General features: G+C 66.3%; 14 protein-coding genes. 4 read left to right on the top strand and 10 right to left on the bottom strand.

Features of this window, described 5'->3' with window-relative positions; genetic code table 11:
• Positions 1-38: 38 nt before the first annotated feature.
• Entirely contained in the window at positions 39-893 is an 855-nt protein-coding gene (locus FS787_RS11570; protein WP_144672581.1) for a LuxR C-terminal-related transcriptional regulator, read from the top strand.
• Between the two features lie 81 nt (positions 894-974).
• Here FS787_RS11570 and FS787_RS11565 read toward each other — a convergent pair whose 3' ends face one another.
• Entirely contained in the window at positions 975-2,369 is a 1,395-nt protein-coding gene (locus FS787_RS11565; RefSeq protein WP_144672580.1) for an MFS transporter, read from the bottom strand.
• Between the two features lie 172 nt (positions 2,370-2,541).
• Here FS787_RS11565 and FS787_RS11560 point away from each other — a divergent pair, with 172 nt between their 5' ends.
• On the top strand, positions 2,542-2,970 hold the full coding sequence (locus tag FS787_RS11560) for a DUF1761 domain-containing protein (RefSeq protein WP_144672579.1): 429 nt from the start codon (positions 2,542-2,544) through the stop codon (positions 2,968-2,970).
• Positions 2,971-3,111: 141 nt separating this feature from the next.
• Here the strand turns inward: FS787_RS11560 and FS787_RS11555 are convergent, their stop codons facing one another.
• From FS787_RS11555 to FS787_RS11540, 4 genes are all read right to left on the bottom strand, one after another.
• Positions 3,112-3,891: an enoyl-CoA hydratase gene (locus tag FS787_RS11555; protein ID WP_144672578.1), complete on the bottom strand. Its 780-nt coding sequence runs from the start codon at positions 3,889-3,891 to the stop codon at positions 3,112-3,114.
• Positions 3,892-4,004: 113 nt separating this feature from the next.
• Positions 4,005-4,937 carry a 3-hydroxyisobutyrate dehydrogenase gene (gene mmsB / locus FS787_RS11550; protein WP_144672577.1) on the bottom strand — a complete coding sequence of 311 codons (933 nt, stop codon included), beginning with the start codon at positions 4,935-4,937 and terminating at the stop codon, positions 4,005-4,007.
• Complete coding sequence (locus FS787_RS11545; protein ID WP_144672576.1) at positions 4,930-6,015, bottom strand: enoyl-CoA hydratase/isomerase family protein; 1,086 nt, start codon at positions 6,013-6,015, stop codon at positions 4,930-4,932. Before FS787_RS11545 ends, mmsB begins: the two co-directional genes overlap by 8 nt.
• On the bottom strand, positions 6,015-7,514 hold the full coding sequence (locus FS787_RS11540; RefSeq protein ID WP_144672575.1) for a CoA-acylating methylmalonate-semialdehyde dehydrogenase: 1,500 nt from the start codon (positions 7,512-7,514) through the stop codon (positions 6,015-6,017). Before FS787_RS11540 ends, FS787_RS11545 begins: the two co-directional genes overlap by 1 nt.
• Positions 7,515-7,681: 167 nt before the next feature.
• Here FS787_RS11540 and FS787_RS11535 point away from each other — a divergent pair, with 167 nt between their 5' ends.
• Positions 7,682-8,488 carry an exodeoxyribonuclease III gene (locus tag FS787_RS11535; RefSeq protein ID WP_144672574.1) on the top strand — a complete coding sequence of 269 codons (807 nt, stop codon included), beginning with the start codon at positions 7,682-7,684 and terminating at the stop codon, positions 8,486-8,488.
• A gap of 49 nt (positions 8,489-8,537) precedes the next feature.
• Entirely contained in the window at positions 8,538-9,455 is a 918-nt protein-coding gene (locus FS787_RS11530; protein WP_144672573.1) for a hypothetical protein, read from the top strand.
• A 111-nt stretch (positions 9,456-9,566) separates the two neighbouring features.
• On the opposite strand, the gene FS787_RS11525 is transcribed toward FS787_RS11530, so the two are convergent.
• From FS787_RS11525 to FS787_RS11505, 5 genes are all read right to left on the bottom strand, one after another.
• Positions 9,567-10,685 carry a LacI family DNA-binding transcriptional regulator gene (locus FS787_RS11525; RefSeq protein ID WP_260982519.1) on the bottom strand — a complete coding sequence of 373 codons (1,119 nt, stop codon included), beginning with the start codon at positions 10,683-10,685 and terminating at the stop codon, positions 9,567-9,569.
• Positions 10,686-10,775: 90 nt separating this feature from the next.
• Entirely contained in the window at positions 10,776-11,030 is a 255-nt protein-coding gene (locus FS787_RS11520) for a hypothetical protein (RefSeq protein ID WP_144672572.1), read from the bottom strand.
• Positions 11,031-11,040: 10 nt separating this feature from the next.
• On the bottom strand, positions 11,041-11,928 hold the full coding sequence (locus FS787_RS11515) for a carbohydrate ABC transporter permease (RefSeq protein ID WP_144672571.1): 888 nt from the start codon (positions 11,926-11,928) through the stop codon (positions 11,041-11,043).
• Entirely contained in the window at positions 11,925-12,962 is a 1,038-nt protein-coding gene (locus FS787_RS11510) for a carbohydrate ABC transporter permease (protein WP_144672570.1), read from the bottom strand. Before FS787_RS11510 ends, FS787_RS11515 begins: the two co-directional genes overlap by 4 nt.
• A gap of 7 nt (positions 12,963-12,969) precedes the next feature.
• A complete protein-coding gene (locus FS787_RS11505) occupies positions 12,970-14,253 on the bottom strand; it encodes an ABC transporter substrate-binding protein (protein ID WP_144672569.1) in 1,284 nt (427 codons plus the stop codon).
• Positions 14,254-14,405 lie beyond the last annotated feature (152 nt).

The raw sequence follows: 14,405 nt of genomic DNA, 5'->3' as shown, positions 1-14,405 counted from the left end.
CACTGCAGTGACGGGCTCGCGGCACCAGGAGACGACTCATGCAGCCGAACGCCTATTCCCGCCCCGATGACCGGGAGCTGCTCCGCGCATCCCTGCGCCTGCTCTCCGGCAGGTTCCGGCCCGCGGTGCTCTTCGCCGGGCTGGCCAGCGGCGAGCAGCTGCAGCTGACGGATTTCCTGGGCACCGCGACGTCCAGCCTGCACCAGGTGGTGGTGGTCCCCGGGGCCGGTCTTGGGGGCCGGGTCTTCGCCCAGCGCCGGCCGTTCCTGGTGGAGGACTACATCGCCTCCGAGGGAATCACCCATGAGTATGACCTCGCCGTCCGGCGGGAACGGCTGACCTCGATGGCGGCCGTCCCCGTGGTGGTCAAGGGCACGTCGCGGGCGGTTCTGTACATCGCGAGCCGCGACAGTGCGCCAATGGGGGAAAGCGCCGTGTGTGAGGCGATGGCGGCCGCCGCCGAGATCGCCGGGGAACTCCGCGTCCGGGACGAAGTGGACCGCAGGGTGTCCATTATCAACACGGCGCGGGCCGCACCCGCCCTGACCCATGACCAGAGTTGGCTGGAGCACGTCCGCGAGGCCCACGCCGAACTGCGGTCCCTGGCTGGCACGGTGTCCGATCCCCACCTGGCGCGGCAGTTGGATGCCATCGGCAGCCACTTGGCGCCGCCGGCCGCGGACGGGGACCACCCGGCACCCCGGCTGGCCCGCCGTGAGCTCGACGTGCTGGCGCAGGTGGCCCTCGGCTGTTCGTACCAGGAAACCGCGGAACGCCTCGGGCTGAAAGCCGTGACCGTGAAGAGCTATCTGCAGAATGCGATGGCCAAATTGTCCGCGCACAACCGGCTCGAGGCCGTGTCTGCGGCCCGCCGGCTGGGACTCATCCCGTAGAGCGGGGTTGCCGTTTTGGCCGGCAACCCCGCTCCCCCAATGGCAGGTCTCCTTCAACAGGATCCCTGGGCTTCGAATCCCCTAGTGCCGGGAGGCGGGCTCGGTGATTTCCGTGCCGTCTGCGGGCGAGGACGCGGCCGGCGTCGCGCCTTCCAGTCCTTGCTTTTCGCGGTTGGGCAGGGCGAAGGTGCACAGCACGCTGAACACGCCGATCCCGGCGAGCAGGAATCCGACGGACCACGCCCCGGACGTGCCGGCCAGCTGGGCGGCCACGAGCGGCACGATGCCGCCGCCGACCACGCCGGCGAGGTTGTAGCCCATTCCGGCGCCGGTGTAGCGGTAGCGGGTCTCGAACAGTTCGGGCAGCAGCGCCCCGGCGGGACCGTAGGCGATGGCGAAAATGACGAGGGTGACCGTCAGGCCGACGGCGAACGCGAAGACGGTGTTCGCGCTCAGGATCGGGAACAGCGCCAGGGACCACGGCACAGCGAGGATGCAGGAGGTGGCGATGACCTTCTTGCGGCCGAAGCGGTCCGAGAGAATGCCGGACGCGAGGGTGGCGGCCGCGACGAAAACAGAAGCGACCATGCCGGTGCTGAGCACCTCCACCCGGTTCAGCTGCATGCCAGTGGGGCTCGTGGCGTAGCTGGTGAGGTAGGCGGTGCCCATGTAGAAGAAGGCGAACAGCAGGGTCAGGGAGCCGCCGGCGAGCAGGATCTCGCGCGGCTGGCGCTTGATCGATTCGAGGACGGGAAGCTTGGTGGACGTGTGGACGGTGTTGGCGGCGTTTTTGAAAACAGGGGTTTCCTCGATGCTCAGCCGGACCCACAGGCCCACGAGCACCAGCACTGCGCTGAGGATGAACGGCACGCGCCATCCGATGGAGATGAAGGCCTCGGACTTGTCCCCGAGGGTGAGGTTGGTGATCAGGAATGTGCCGCTGGCCAGGGCAAAGGCCACCGACGGCCCAATCTGCGGGAAGGATCCGAAGAGCCCCCGCTTGCCCTTGGGCGCGTATTCGGCGACCAGCAAGGTGGCGCCGGCCCACTCTCCGCCCACGGCGAGGCCCTGCACAAAGCGCAGCACCACCAGGATGATCGGGGCGGCCACGCCGATGGTGTTGGCGTCTGGGATGAATCCGATCAGCACGGTGGCGATGCCCATCATGAGCAGCGTGGTGATGAGGGTTTTCTTCCGGCCGATCCGGTCCCCGAAGTGGCCGAAGATGATGGCGCCCACAGGGCGGGCGAAGAAGGCGACGGCGAAGGTGCCGAAGGAGGCGACGGTGCCGGCCGCAGTGCCGAGCGCCGGGAAGAACACGACGGGAAAGACCAGTGCGGCCGCGGTGCCGTAGATGAAGAAGTCGTAGAACTCGATGGTGGTCCCGGCGAAACTGGCGAAGGCTACCTTGCGGAGTGTCTTCCGGCTGGGCGGCGCCTGCAGCCCGGCCGGCGAACTCGGTGAAACTGAAGTCATGGCGATCTCCTTTGATGTCAGACTCGGTGCAGTGCTTTGTGACTCAGCTCACCGTAATCAAAGCGTGGACATCCAACTACCTCCTAAAAGAGGTAACGGGAATCAGCGTCGGGGCCCCCGGGCGGTCACCTAGACTTCGGAAAGAACCCAAACCTGAAACTGGAGGAGCGCAATGATTCCGGAGATCAACATCTGGGCGGTACTGCTGGCCACACTGTCCAGCATGGTGGTCGGGTCCGTCTGGTACACGCCGAAGGTGTTCGGCAACTACTGGATGCGCGTCGCCAAGGTCACGCCCAGCGGTGAGGCGAAGGACGCCGTGAAACCAATCCTGATCACCCTGGTGGTGAGCTTCATCAGCGCCGCGGTCCTGGCCGGAGCCGCCGCCATCTCCCAGCACTTTTACGGCGGGAATTTCCTGGCCAACACCCTGGTCACGGCAGTGATCCTTTGGGCCGGTTTCACGGCGGCCCGGTTCATCACCCACGACGCCTTCGAGGGCCGCCCTGCCGGGCTGACGGTGCTGAACTGCGCCCACGAACTGGTGACCCTGGCGGTGATGGCCCTCATCATCGGCCTGTTCGGGATCAGCGCGGCCTGACAGGGCGTCTGTCGCGGTCTGACGCGGCGGATACTGCGCCGCGACGCGCAAAAGCCCTGACGCTACGCAATAACGTGGCGTCAGGGCTTTTGCGTGTCGTGGAGCGTTAGCCGCAGCGCAGGAAGGCTCGCGCTCCCCTGCTCAGCGGTGCGTGAAGTCCGGCTGGCGCTTTTCGGTGAAGGCCGCCATGCCTTCCTTCTGGTCCTCGGTGGCGAACAGCGAGTGGAACACGCGGCGTTCAAACAGCACCCCTTGGGCCAGCCCGGTCTCGAAGGCGGCGTTGACTGCTTCTTTGGCCACCATCGCCACCGGCTTGGACTTGGAGGCAATCACCTCGGCGGCCTTCAGGGCCTCCTCGACGACGTCGGCGGCCGGCACCACGCGGGACACGAGGCCGGCGCGTTCGGCTTCGTCGGCGTCCATGAAGCGCCCGGTCAGGATCATGTCCATCGCCTTGGATTTGCCCACGGCGCGGGTGAGCCGCTGCGAGCCGCCCATCCCGGGCAGCACGCCCAGGTTGATTTCCGGCTGGCCGAATTTGGCGTTGTCCCCGGCGATGATGAAATCGCACATCATCGCGAGCTCACAGCCGCCGCCGAGGGCGAAGCCGGATACTGCCGCGACCACGGGGATGCGCAGCCGTGTGAAGTCTTCCCAGCCCCGGAACCAGTCCGCCGCGTACATGTCCATGTAGCCTTTGGACTGCATTTCCTTGATGTCCGCGCCCGCGGCGAAGGCCTTGGCGGAGCCGGTCACCACCACGGCGCCGACGTCCGGATCGGTGTCCATGGCGGACACGGCGGCCACGAGTTCGTCCATGGTGGCCTTGTTGAGGGCGTTCAGCGCTTCGGGCCGGTTGAGCGTCACGAGCCCCACCCGGCCGCGCCGCTCCACCAGAATGTTTGTGTACTGCTCCGTCATGCCTGTCCCCTCGGCTGCTGTTCAGAAATGTTGCTGTTCAGAAAAGTTGACTGTCCAGAAAATGTTGCTCGTCAGAAATGTTTGCTGTTCAGAAATGTCTGCTCGTCGCCCGGCTAGTGGCCGGACTTGTCCCGGATGTCGGTGATGATGCCGGAGAAGTCCCGGCCTGCCCCGCCCTCCGCGGCAAAGCTATCGTAGATTTCGGAGGCGAGCGGCCCCAGCCGGGCGGCGACGCCGGTGCTTTCCAGGGCGTTGAGGGCCAGTTTGAGGTCCTTGGCCATCAGCGCCCCCGCGAAGCCGGGCTGGTAGTCGCGGTTGGCCGGGCTGGTGGGAACCGGGCCCGGGACGGGGCAGTTGGTGGTCAGCGCCCAGCACTGACCCGAGGCTGCGGAAGCGACGTCGAACAGGGCCTGGTGCGTGAGGCCCAGCTTCTCTCCGAGCACAAAGGCCTCACTGACGGCGATCATTGAGACGCCGAGGATCATGTTGTTGCAGATCTTCGCGGCCTGCCCGGCACCGTGTTCCCCGCAGTGCACCACCCGTTTGCCCATGACTTCCAGCAGGGGTTTGACGGCCGCGAAATCCTCCGGGAGTGCCCCCACCATAAACGTCAAGGTGCCGGCCTCCGCGCCCACAACGCCGCCGGATACCGGAGCGTCAACGGCCCGGTGGCCGGCCGCGACGGCCAGGTCGGCAGCCTCGCGGGCCTCATCCACGTTGATCGTGGAACAGTCCAGGAAGAGTGTCCCCGGAGGGGCAATGTCCAGCAGGCCCGGCTGGCCGCCACTGCCGCGGTAGGCGTCCAGGAGGTGCTTGCCGCTGGGCAGCATGGTCAGCACAACGCCAGCGCCGGCGACCGCTTCGATGGCCGTGTCCGCGGTGGTGATGCCATGTGCCCGGGCTGTTTCCAGTGCGGCGGGCACTGGGTCGAAGCCGGTCACCGCATAGCCGGCCCTGACCAGGTTGATGGCCATCGGTCCGCCCATGTGGCCGAGGCCCAGGAAAGCGATGGTGCCGGCCTGGGCCGGCCCCGCTGTTTCAGACATTGTCCCGCTCCTTCGAAAGCTTCAGTTCCCGGTCGCCCAGCGGCGCAAAGTAGGATTCGACGTCGTCACGGCTGACCTCCGCCAAGGTGGCCGGCTGCCAGTGCGGGTCGCGGTCCTTGTCCACCACCTGCGCCCGGATGCCTTCGCGGAAGTCGGGGCCGGTCAGGAACCGCAGTCCCACCCGGTATTCCTGCTCCAAGGCTTCCTCGAGGCTCAGGCCCGAGGCCCGCCGCAGGGATGCCAGCGCAACTTTCACGGCGGTCGGCGATTTGGTTTCGATCGTGTCGGCAGCGTCCGCAGCTTCCCCGGCTCCCTCTCCAGCGAAGGCTCGGAGCCGCCGCACGATCTCTTCGGCGTCGTCGCTCGAATAGCAGGCGTCAATCCATTCCTGCTGCGCTGCAAGTACCGAATCCGGGGCTTCCCCGGCAAAGCGCGCGACGGCGGCGTCCGCAGGCTCGTTTTCGAGCGCTTCCGCCAGCGCGGGGAGGTTTGCTGACGGCACAAAGTGGTCCGCGAGCCCCAGGAACACGGCGTCGGCGCCGCTCAGGTGCGCTCCGGTGAGGGCTGCGTGGGTGCCGGACTCGCCCGGCGAGCGGGAGAGCAGCAGGGTTCCTCCGACGTCGGGCACAAACCCGATGGTGGTCTCCGGCATGCCCATCCGGGTGCTTTCGGTGATGATCCGGACCGAGCCGTGGGCGGAGATTCCCACCCCGCCGCCGAGGACCAGGCCGTCCATAAACGCCACATACGGCTTGGGGTACTCGGAAATCAGCAGGTTCAGCCGGTACTCCTCAGCCCAGAATCCGGCGGTCGCATCGCCGCCGCCCTGCATGTCCCGGTAGATGGCCACGATGTCGCCGCCGGCGCACAGCCCCCGGTCACCGGCGCCGTGGACCAGCACGGCGGCCACGGCGTCGTCGTCGGCCCAGAGCGTGAGCTGCTCCAGCATGGCGGACGCCATGCCCGCGGTGAGCGCGTTGACGGCGTTGGGCCGGTTGAGCGTGACCACGCCGAGCCGTCCCCGCCGTTCGAACAGCACCTCAGCGGGCGGGGAATCCCCGGAGTGCTTCCCCGCCATCAGCTGCCTTCCGGCATCACGAAGCTGGCACCGGTGCGGATGCCGGAGGGCCAGCGGGTGGTGACGGTTTTGGTCTTGGTGTAGAACCGGAAGGCGTCGGCGCCGTGCTGGTTGAGGTCGCCGAAGCCGGAGGCTTTCCAGCCGCCGAAGGTGTAGTAGGCGATCGGCACCGGGATGGGGACGTTGATGCCCACCATGCCCACCTGGACCCTGCTGGCGAAGTCGCGGGCGGAGTCGCCGTCGCGGGTGAAGATGGCCACGCCGTTGCCGAACTCGTGCTCGCTGCACAGGCGCAGGGCCTCGTCGTAGTTCTCCGCGCGGAGCACGCTCAGCACCGGGCCGAAGATCTCTTCCTTGTAGATGGTCATGTCCTTGGTGACGTTGTCGAACAGCGTGGGTCCGACCCAGAAGCCGCCGTCGTAACCCTCCACCTTGAGGCCGCGGCCGTCGGCCAGCAGGGTGGCGCCCTCGTCGACGCCGGCCTGGATGTAGCCTTCAATCCGTTCCTTGGCGGACGCGGCCACCACCGGGCCGAAGTCCGAGTCCTTGGCGAGGCTGTGGCCCACCTTGAGATTCGCGATCCGCTCCTCCAGCTTGGCGACGAGAGCGTCGCCGGTGGCCTTGCCGACCGGCACGGCCACCGAAATGGCCATGCAGCGTTCGCCGGCGGAGCCGAAGCCCGCTCCCATCAGGGCGTCCGCGGCCATGTCCAGGTCCGCGTCCGGCATGATCACCATGTGGTTCTTGGCGCCCCCGAAGCACTGGGCGCGCTTGCCGTTGGCGGCGGCGGTGGCGTAGATGTACTGGGCGATCGGGGTGGAGCCCACGAAGCCGATGGCCTGGACGCGGGGGTCCTCCAGCAGCGCGTCCACGGCTTCCTTGTCGCCGTTGACCACGTTGAAGACGCCGGCCGGAACGCCGGCCTCGGTGAAGAGCTCGGCGAGACGCAACGGCACGGAGGGGTCGCGTTCGGAGGGCTTGAGAATGAAGGAGTTGCCCGCGGCGAGGGCCGGGCCGGACTTCCAGAGCGGGATCATGGCCGGGAAGTTGAAGGGGGTGATCCCGGCGACGACGCCGAGCGGCTGGCGCAGCGAGTGAACGTCGATGCCGGTTCCGGCGCTGTCCGAGAACTCGCCCTTGAGCAGGTGCGGGGCGCCGGCGGCGAACTCCACCACCTCGATGCCGCGCTGGATGTCACCCTTCGCGTCGAGGAAGGTCTTGCCGTGTTCCGAGGAGAGGAGGGTGGCGAGTTCGTCCAGGTTCTGGTTGACCAGATCGACAAACTTGAGCAGGATCCGGCCGCGGCGCTGCGGGTTCATGGCCGCCCACTCGAGCTGGCCCTTCTCCGCGTTGGAGACCACGTTGCGGACCTCTTCGGTACTGGCCAGCGGCACCCGCGCCTGGACCTCGCCCGTGCACGGATCGTAGACATCGCTGAAGCGCCCGGAGGTGCCGTCAACATGCTGTCCGTCAATGTAGTGGGATAGTTCGCGAACCATGATGGAATGCTCCTTTGCACCGTGTGATTGACGTGGTGACGGCCAGGCCGCCTGTGACCCACATCATCTTCTGCCCCTGAATATACTCGGACTTCCTACTAAATTCCAGAGGGCCTGCTGTCGGCGGGCAGCTTCGTCCGGCAGCCAAGTTCGGTAAGTTAGGGACTGTGAAGATAGCTACCTGGAATGTGAATTCGCTCCGTGCCCGCGCCGACCGTGTTGAAGCGTGGCTTCAGCGCACCGACTGTGATGTCCTGGCCATCCAGGAAACCAAGTGCAAGGACGACAACTTCCCTTGGGAGCTGTTCGAGAACATGGGCTACGAGGTGGCTCACTTCGGGCTGAGCCAGTGGAACGGCGTGGCGATCGCCTCCCGGGTGGGGCTCGACGACGTTGAACGCACCTTCATTGACCAGCCGGTCTTCGGCAAGAACGGAAAGGACGCCGTGCAGGAGGCCCGCGCGATCGGCGCCACCTGCGGCGGCATCAGGGTCTGGAGCCTCTATGTTCCCAACGGCCGGGCCCTCGACGATGAGCATATGCCGTACAAACTCAGCTGGTTGGACTCCCTGCGGACCCATGCCGAAGGCTGGGTCCGGGACGACCCCAAGGCGCAGATCGCCCTGATGGGCGACTGGAACATTGCCCCGCAGGACGACGACGTCTGGGACATCGACTACTTCCGGGCCAACGCCTTCACCCACGTCAGCGACCCCGAACGGGCAGCCTTCCACGCTTTCGAGGAAGCCGGCTTCCAGGACGTAGTCCGCCCGCACACCCCCGGGCCCGGCGTGTACACCTACTGGGATTACACGCAGCTGCGCTTCCCGAAGAAAGAGGGGATGCGGATCGACTTTGTCCTGGCCTCCCCCGCTTTGGCCTCCCGGGTCACCGGCGCGGCGATTGACCGTGAGGAACGCAAGGGCAAGGGCGCTTCGGATCATGCCCCCGTGATCGTGGAGTTGAGCGACTGATGAGCACCGCCCAGCGCGGCGCCGCGGTCCAGGGAAGCGGCGTGGTCCTGTGACAGGAAACCTCTACCGCGGACAGGCCGGGCTGCCGTTCTCATCAGCACTGCGGGTCTACGAGCCCCTGGCGGCGTTCCCGGCGGAGCAGCAGGGCGCCTTGCGCGCTGCGGGCGCGCGGAGCGTTTCCCGGGCGGCGGTCGAAAACGCCGAGCTGCTCGCCTCGCTGGGCCGCATCACGCGCCAGGGCGGGGACCCGTTCCCCACGGGCGCGACGGACTTGGTCCGCGTCCTCGCGGCACCCGCGAACAGCGCGCCCCCGGCCGGCGACGGCGGCACAGTTACCCCCGGAGCCGGGAATGCCGACGCCGGGCAACAGGACAACCTGCTGTACTGTCCCAGCCAGCTGGTGCTCCGCGCCGGACTGGCTGCCAACGCCCTGATGGAAGGCATCCACGGCCCCCTGGCGCAGCTGCTGATCCCGGAGGAGCAGCGCGATAGGCACCAGGAGCGCATCGATGACGTGCGGGCGCATGCCGGGCTGGGCCGGGTGCACACCCGGGCCTCCACGTGGGGCATCCCGTTCAGCTGGTTCTGCCTGTTCCAGGAATCGGACCCCACGGACGTGGTGGAATCCGAGGGGCACATTGTCACCGTGCGGATCCGGGCGACGATCGGCGAAGCCCTGGAGCGGGTCCGGTATGCGGTGGCCCACCTGGCCCTCGCCGCCCCGGACCTGGACATGCTGGAGGACCTGACGCAGCTCACCGAATGGCTGGAGCTCTTCCACCCGGAGTCGGTGGTGGAGCTGGACTACGGCGCCGTGGCGGACAAGGTCTATCCGGATGACTCACCCATGGATGTGCGGCTTGGCATTGAGTGCCTGGCCGAAGGGGACATGACCGGGGCGGCTGCCGCGTACCGGCGCCTGGCGTCCCGCTGGATTCCGATCCGGCAGCTGGCCCGCGCGTCCTGAGGTCCCAACGCTCTTCTAATTTGCTTGCCGCGACTTGCTTGCCGCGCTTGCGGTGCGCGCGCCGGACGCCGGACGCCGGCCGGCAGTCCGGGCTAAGCGTGCTGCTGGCGGTCAGCCACCCGGCGCTGCGCCAGCGGTCATGGCACCCGGCGCTGCGTCGGTCCGGGTTACGACGCCGGCGCGCCGCGGCGGCGCCGTGGTGCTGCGGACGATCAGTTCGTGCGGGGCGACCATGGAGCGCACCGACCCGGCGATCCCGTCGAGCTCGTCCAGCAGCATTTTGGTGCCCATTTCCGCCTGCTCGTCCGGGCGCTGCCGGACGGTGGTGAGCCCCATGGCCTCGGAAAAGTCGTGGTCGTCGATTCCGATCACGGAGAGGTCCGCTGGGACCTGCACCCCGGCCCGGGTGGCCTCGAAGATGATCCCCATGGCCATTTCATCGGAGGCGCAGAAAATTGCCGTGGGTTTCGGACCGGGCCTGTCCCACAGCCGATGGAAGGCATTCTGGCCGCTGAGTACCGTGAAATCCCCCCATTCGTCCCATTCCTCGCGGACGTTCAGGCCGGCGCCGGCCATCACGTCCTGGAAAGCTTTGATCCGGACCCGGGGGACGTCGAAGTTGAGGTCGGTTTCGTCGTCGCCGTGCAGCAGCGCGATCTCCGTGTGCCCCAGCCCGATCAGGTGCCGCACGGCCGTCGCAGCGGCGGCGTAGTCGTCGATCCCGATGTAGGGGCATTCCTCGACGTGGCCGCCGACGACGACCAACGGGATATCGATCTTTTGGAGGTGCTCGATTTCTTCGTGCGTCAGCGCCATACACAGCACCAACAGAGCATCGATTTGTTTGTAGACCATCGTTTTGCTGAAGAGCCGCTCACGGTGGCTGCCGTGGCCGCCCAGATTGAATAAGGAGAGGTTGTACTGCCGGGCATGGAGTTCCCGGTCCGCGCCCTCGATGGCCTTGGAGAAGAACCAGCGGCTGACGAACGGGGCCAGCACGCCGATGGTCTTGGTGCGGCCGGTTGCCAGCCCGGATGCCGAGGAGGAGGCGACGTAGCCCAGGGCTTCGGCGATGCCCAGGATCTTCTCCCGGGTGGCCGGGGAGACCCTGGGCAGGCCGCGGACGGCGCGGGACACGGTGGCGGTGGACACTCCGGCGGCGAGGGCCACATCCTCGATGCTGACGCCGGAGTGGCCTCCGCGTTGCGCCCTGTCTGTTGTCTTTGCCACCATGTCCCCTTGTCTGCTGCTGCCTGATGCCCGGACGCAGGAGTTCCTTGCTCGCCTCCCCCACGGCAACAGCGCCCGCCGCGCCGGTCCTCACTTGCGTCTGGTTGCCGTCCTCTCGGGAAGGCGGCGGCGCAGCCGGATCAATCCGTACAGGGCCAGCACCATGGCCAGCAGGCCGAGGGCCCAGCCAAGCGCGGGCTGGCCGGTCACTTCCATCCAGACGGTGACCACGAACAGCACCAGCGTCCAGAAACCGAGAAGCCCGATAATGATGTCGAAGTCCTCGCCGGAGCGGACACGACGGTGTTCGCTCCGGACGAGACCACGGTGGGGTTTGCCGTTCACTGCCGGGCCATCACTTCACGGCGCCGGCGGTGAGGCCAGCGACGATCTTACGCTGGAAAACCAGCACCAGGATGACCAGCGGAATTGTGACGATAGTTCCGGCAGCCATGATGGCCGTGTACGGAATCTGCTGGGGCTGGGCCCCGGCGAAGTTGGCAATGGCCACCGTCACCGGCTGGGTTGCGTCGTTCGAGAGCTGGCTGGCAATCAGGAACTCATTCCACGAGGAAATGAACGCCAGGATCGCCGTCGTGAAGATGGCCGGAGCAGCCAGCGGCATGATCACCCGCCGGAACGCCTGCCCCTGGGTGCAGCCGTCCACACGGGCCGCCTCCTCAAGCTCCCACGGCATTTCCCGGAAGAACGACGTCATGGTGTAGACCGTCAACGGGAGGACGAAGGAGATGTTCGGAATGATCAGCGCCTGGTAGGTTCCGATCCAGCCGATGTTCGTAAACAGCTGGAACAGCGGGGTGATGAGCGCGACGCCGGGGAACATGGAAGCCCCCAGGATGAAGCCCAGCACGAGGTACTTGAACCGGAAGTTCAACCGGGCCAGGGCGTAGGCCGCGAACACGCCGAGGACCAGCGAGATCACCGTTACCGTCACACCGATGAACACACTGTTCAGCAGCGCCTGGCCGAACCTGTTGCCGAACGAGGTATCGAAGGCGGTGCGGAAGTTGTCGAGCGTGATGTGGGTGGGCAGCAGCGAGGTGTCGTAGGTGTAGCCCACATCGCGGAACGCCGTCACCACCATCCAGTAGGCCGGGGCGAGGCACCAGAACAAGATCACGGCGGCACTGATGTACGTGCGGACGCTCGCCCATTTCTCCCGGTTCTGGGCCGCCTTGCGGCCGCGGTCCTGCTCGGCCCGGAGTTCGGTCGCGGCGGTCATTTCTTCCCCTTACCTGCACCGGTCTGCTGCTCCACAACGTTCGCTCCAAGGAAGCGGACGAAGATGAAGGCCACAATGAAGATGATGATGAACGTAATGGTGGACAAGGCAGCGGCTGAGTTGAAGCCTTGCCTGATCTGGTTGACCACCAATATGGAAAGCGTCGTGGTGTTGTTGGATCCCTCCGTCAGGATGTACGGGAGGTCGAACATCCGCAGGGCATCCAGCGTCCGGAAGAGGATGGCGACCATCAGCGCCGGCTTCACCAGCGGCAGCGTGATCATCCGGAACCGCTGCCACGCAGAGGCGCCGTCAACCTTGGCAGCTTCGTAGACCTCGGCCGGAATCATCTGCAGCCCTGCCAGGATCAGCAGCGCCATAAACGGCGTCGTTTTCCAGGTGTCGGCGATGATGACCGCCCACCGGGCCGGGATCTCGCTGCCCGTCCACAGGATGGTGGTGTTGAAGAGCTTGTTGCCGATGCCCTCAAAAGCGAAGATGAACAGCCACAGCTGGGCCGTGACGGCGGTGGGGATGGCCCACGGCACCAGCACGGCCGCGCGGACCAGGCTGCGGCCCCGGAAGGTGCGGGCCATGATGATAGCCATCCAGAAGCCCAGGATCGTCTCCAGCGTCACCGTGACGATGGTGAAGTAGAAAGTGGTTCCCGTGGCGGACCAGAACTGCGAGCCAAGGGTACCCGGCGGGCAGGCCACGGTTCCGCCGCCCGGGGCGGCGCACTGCTGGAAAAGCCAGTTGGTGTAATTCGAGAAACCGGCGGGGCCGCCCTCGGTGAAGAGCCCCGTGACGGGGTCAAGGCCGGCATCCTTCTGGAACGACATCACAATTGCACTGATGATCGGGTAGACGATCACGATACCCAGCGCAACGATGGTGGGCGCCAGCAGCCATGAGGCCCACTTGCCCTGGCTCGCTATCGCGTTATCCTCCCCCACACCCTTGGGCCCGTGGTGGATCGGGGTACCGCCCGACGCCGGTTCCTTGACCGGCGTCGGGCCCAATTCGGTAGCCATGGCTAAACTACTGTCCCGCGCTAGCGGACTCGATGGACGCCTGCATGTCGGACAAGGCCGCGTCTACGGTCTTTTCGCCCTTGATGGCTGCGTACGCGTTTTCCTGGATGGCCTTGGTGACGGCCGGGTAGAACGGAGTGACAGGGCGCGGCACGGCGTTCTCGATCGAGGTCTTCAGCACCGGGAGGTAGGGCAGCTTGGCGACGAGTTCCTTGTCGTCGTAAAGCGCGCCGAGTACCGGAGCCAGGGAGCCCTGCGTGGCGTAGAACTTCTGGGTTTCCTCGGAGGTGAGGAACTTCAGGAAGTCCAGGGCGGTGGCCTTGTTCTTCGAGTAGACACTCATGCCGGCGCTGTGGCCGCCCAGTGTCGATGCGCCGGGGCCGTCGGTGCCGGTCAGCGCCGTCATGCCGAGGACGTCCTTGACCTTCGAGGAGCCTTCCGTCTTGGCCAGGTTGTAGACGTACGGCCAGTTGCGGTGGAACAGGAGCTTGCCGTTCTGGAAAGCCTGGCGGCCCTGTTCCTCCTGGAACGTGATGGCTTCCTTCGGGATGCTGCCATCGGCGTACGCCTTGGTCAGGGTCTCGAGGCCGGCCTTGGCTTCGGGGGTGTTCAGGCTCGGCTTGCCTTCCGCGTCGAGGACGGAGCCGCCGGCGGAGTTGATGGCCTCAGACGTGTTCACCGTGAGGCCCTCATACTTGGCGTACTGGCCAGCGAAGCAACCGATGTTGTTTTCCTTGGCGATGGAGCACATGCCCATCATCTCGTCCCAGGTCTTGGGTGCCGTGGGGACGAGGTCCTTACGGTAGTAAAGGATGCCGCCGTCGGAGTTCTGCGGGGCCGCGTAGAGCGTGCCCTTGTACGAGGCACTCTCAACAGTCGGTTTCAGCATCGCCGAGGTATCCAGCGCCATTTTGTCCTTGAGCGGCTGGAGCCAGCCCTTGGCGGCGAATTCGGCGGTCCACACGACGTCGACGCTGACAACGTCGTAGTTGGCGTTCTTGGCCTGGAAGTTCTGGACCAGGTCATCGTGCTGCTGGTCGGCCTGGTCGGTCTGTTCCTTGAACGTGACCTTCTCGTCCGGGTGGGCCGCATTCCACTTCTCGATCAGCGGGCGGACCACGTTGCTGTTGTCCTTGCCCTGGACGTAGGTGATGGGACCGCGGCCGTCGAGGCCCTGCTCGGCGTCGCCGCCGGCTGTCGTACTGCCGCCGCCTCCGCCGCCACACGCGGAGAGGGTGAGGGCTAGAACGCCTGCTGTGGCGATGGGAAGTAGGAACTTCGGTGTTTTCATACTGGAGGTCTCCTCGCTGAGTACCGGACAAAAAACGGCGGTGCGTTGCTGTGGTGCCCATCACACTAATAAACACCCGGTGAAGAATGCAAGCGTTTACACACACCTTTACGAAAAGGAGACCGTCGGGGCCGCCGGTGCCTGACGCGTCA

The organism is Arthrobacter sp. U41 (assembly GCF_007679325.1).
Lineage (GTDB): Bacteria > Actinomycetota > Actinomycetes > Actinomycetales > Micrococcaceae > Arthrobacter.
The sequence above is the reverse complement of the archived record's forward strand: the minus strand, read 5'-3'. Positions and strand labels throughout refer to the sequence as shown.

Excerpts from the sequence above, each read along its gene's own strand:
- FS787_RS11565 (WP_144672580.1), bottom strand. The coding sequence starts at position 2,369 with ATGACTTCAGTTTCACCGAGTTCGCCGGCCGGGCTGCAGGCGCCGCCC.
- FS787_RS11570 (WP_144672581.1), top strand. The coding sequence starts at position 39 with ATGCAGCCGAACGCCTATTCCCGCCCCGATGACCGGGAGCTGCTCCGC.
- FS787_RS11555 (WP_144672578.1), bottom strand. The coding sequence starts at position 3,891 with ATGACGGAGCAGTACACAAACATTCTGGTGGAGCGGCGCGGCCGGGTG.
- FS787_RS11515 (WP_144672571.1), bottom strand. The coding sequence starts at position 11,928 with ATGACCGCCGCGACCGAACTCCGGGCCGAGCAGGACCGCGGCCGCAAG.
- FS787_RS11560 (WP_144672579.1), top strand. The coding sequence starts at position 2,542 with ATGATTCCGGAGATCAACATCTGGGCGGTACTGCTGGCCACACTGTCC.
- FS787_RS11510 (WP_144672570.1), bottom strand. The coding sequence starts at position 12,962 with ATGGCTACCGAATTGGGCCCGACGCCGGTCAAGGAACCGGCGTCGGGC.
- FS787_RS11545 (WP_144672576.1), bottom strand. The coding sequence starts at position 6,015 with ATGGCGGGGAAGCACTCCGGGGATTCCCCGCCCGCTGAGGTGCTGTTC.
- mmsB (WP_144672577.1), bottom strand. The coding sequence starts at position 4,937 with ATGTCTGAAACAGCGGGGCCGGCCCAGGCCGGCACCATCGCTTTCCTG.
- FS787_RS11540 (WP_144672575.1), bottom strand. The coding sequence starts at position 7,514 with ATGGTTCGCGAACTATCCCACTACATTGACGGACAGCATGTTGACGGC.
- FS787_RS11505 (WP_144672569.1), bottom strand. The coding sequence starts at position 14,253 with ATGAAAACACCGAAGTTCCTACTTCCCATCGCCACAGCAGGCGTTCTA.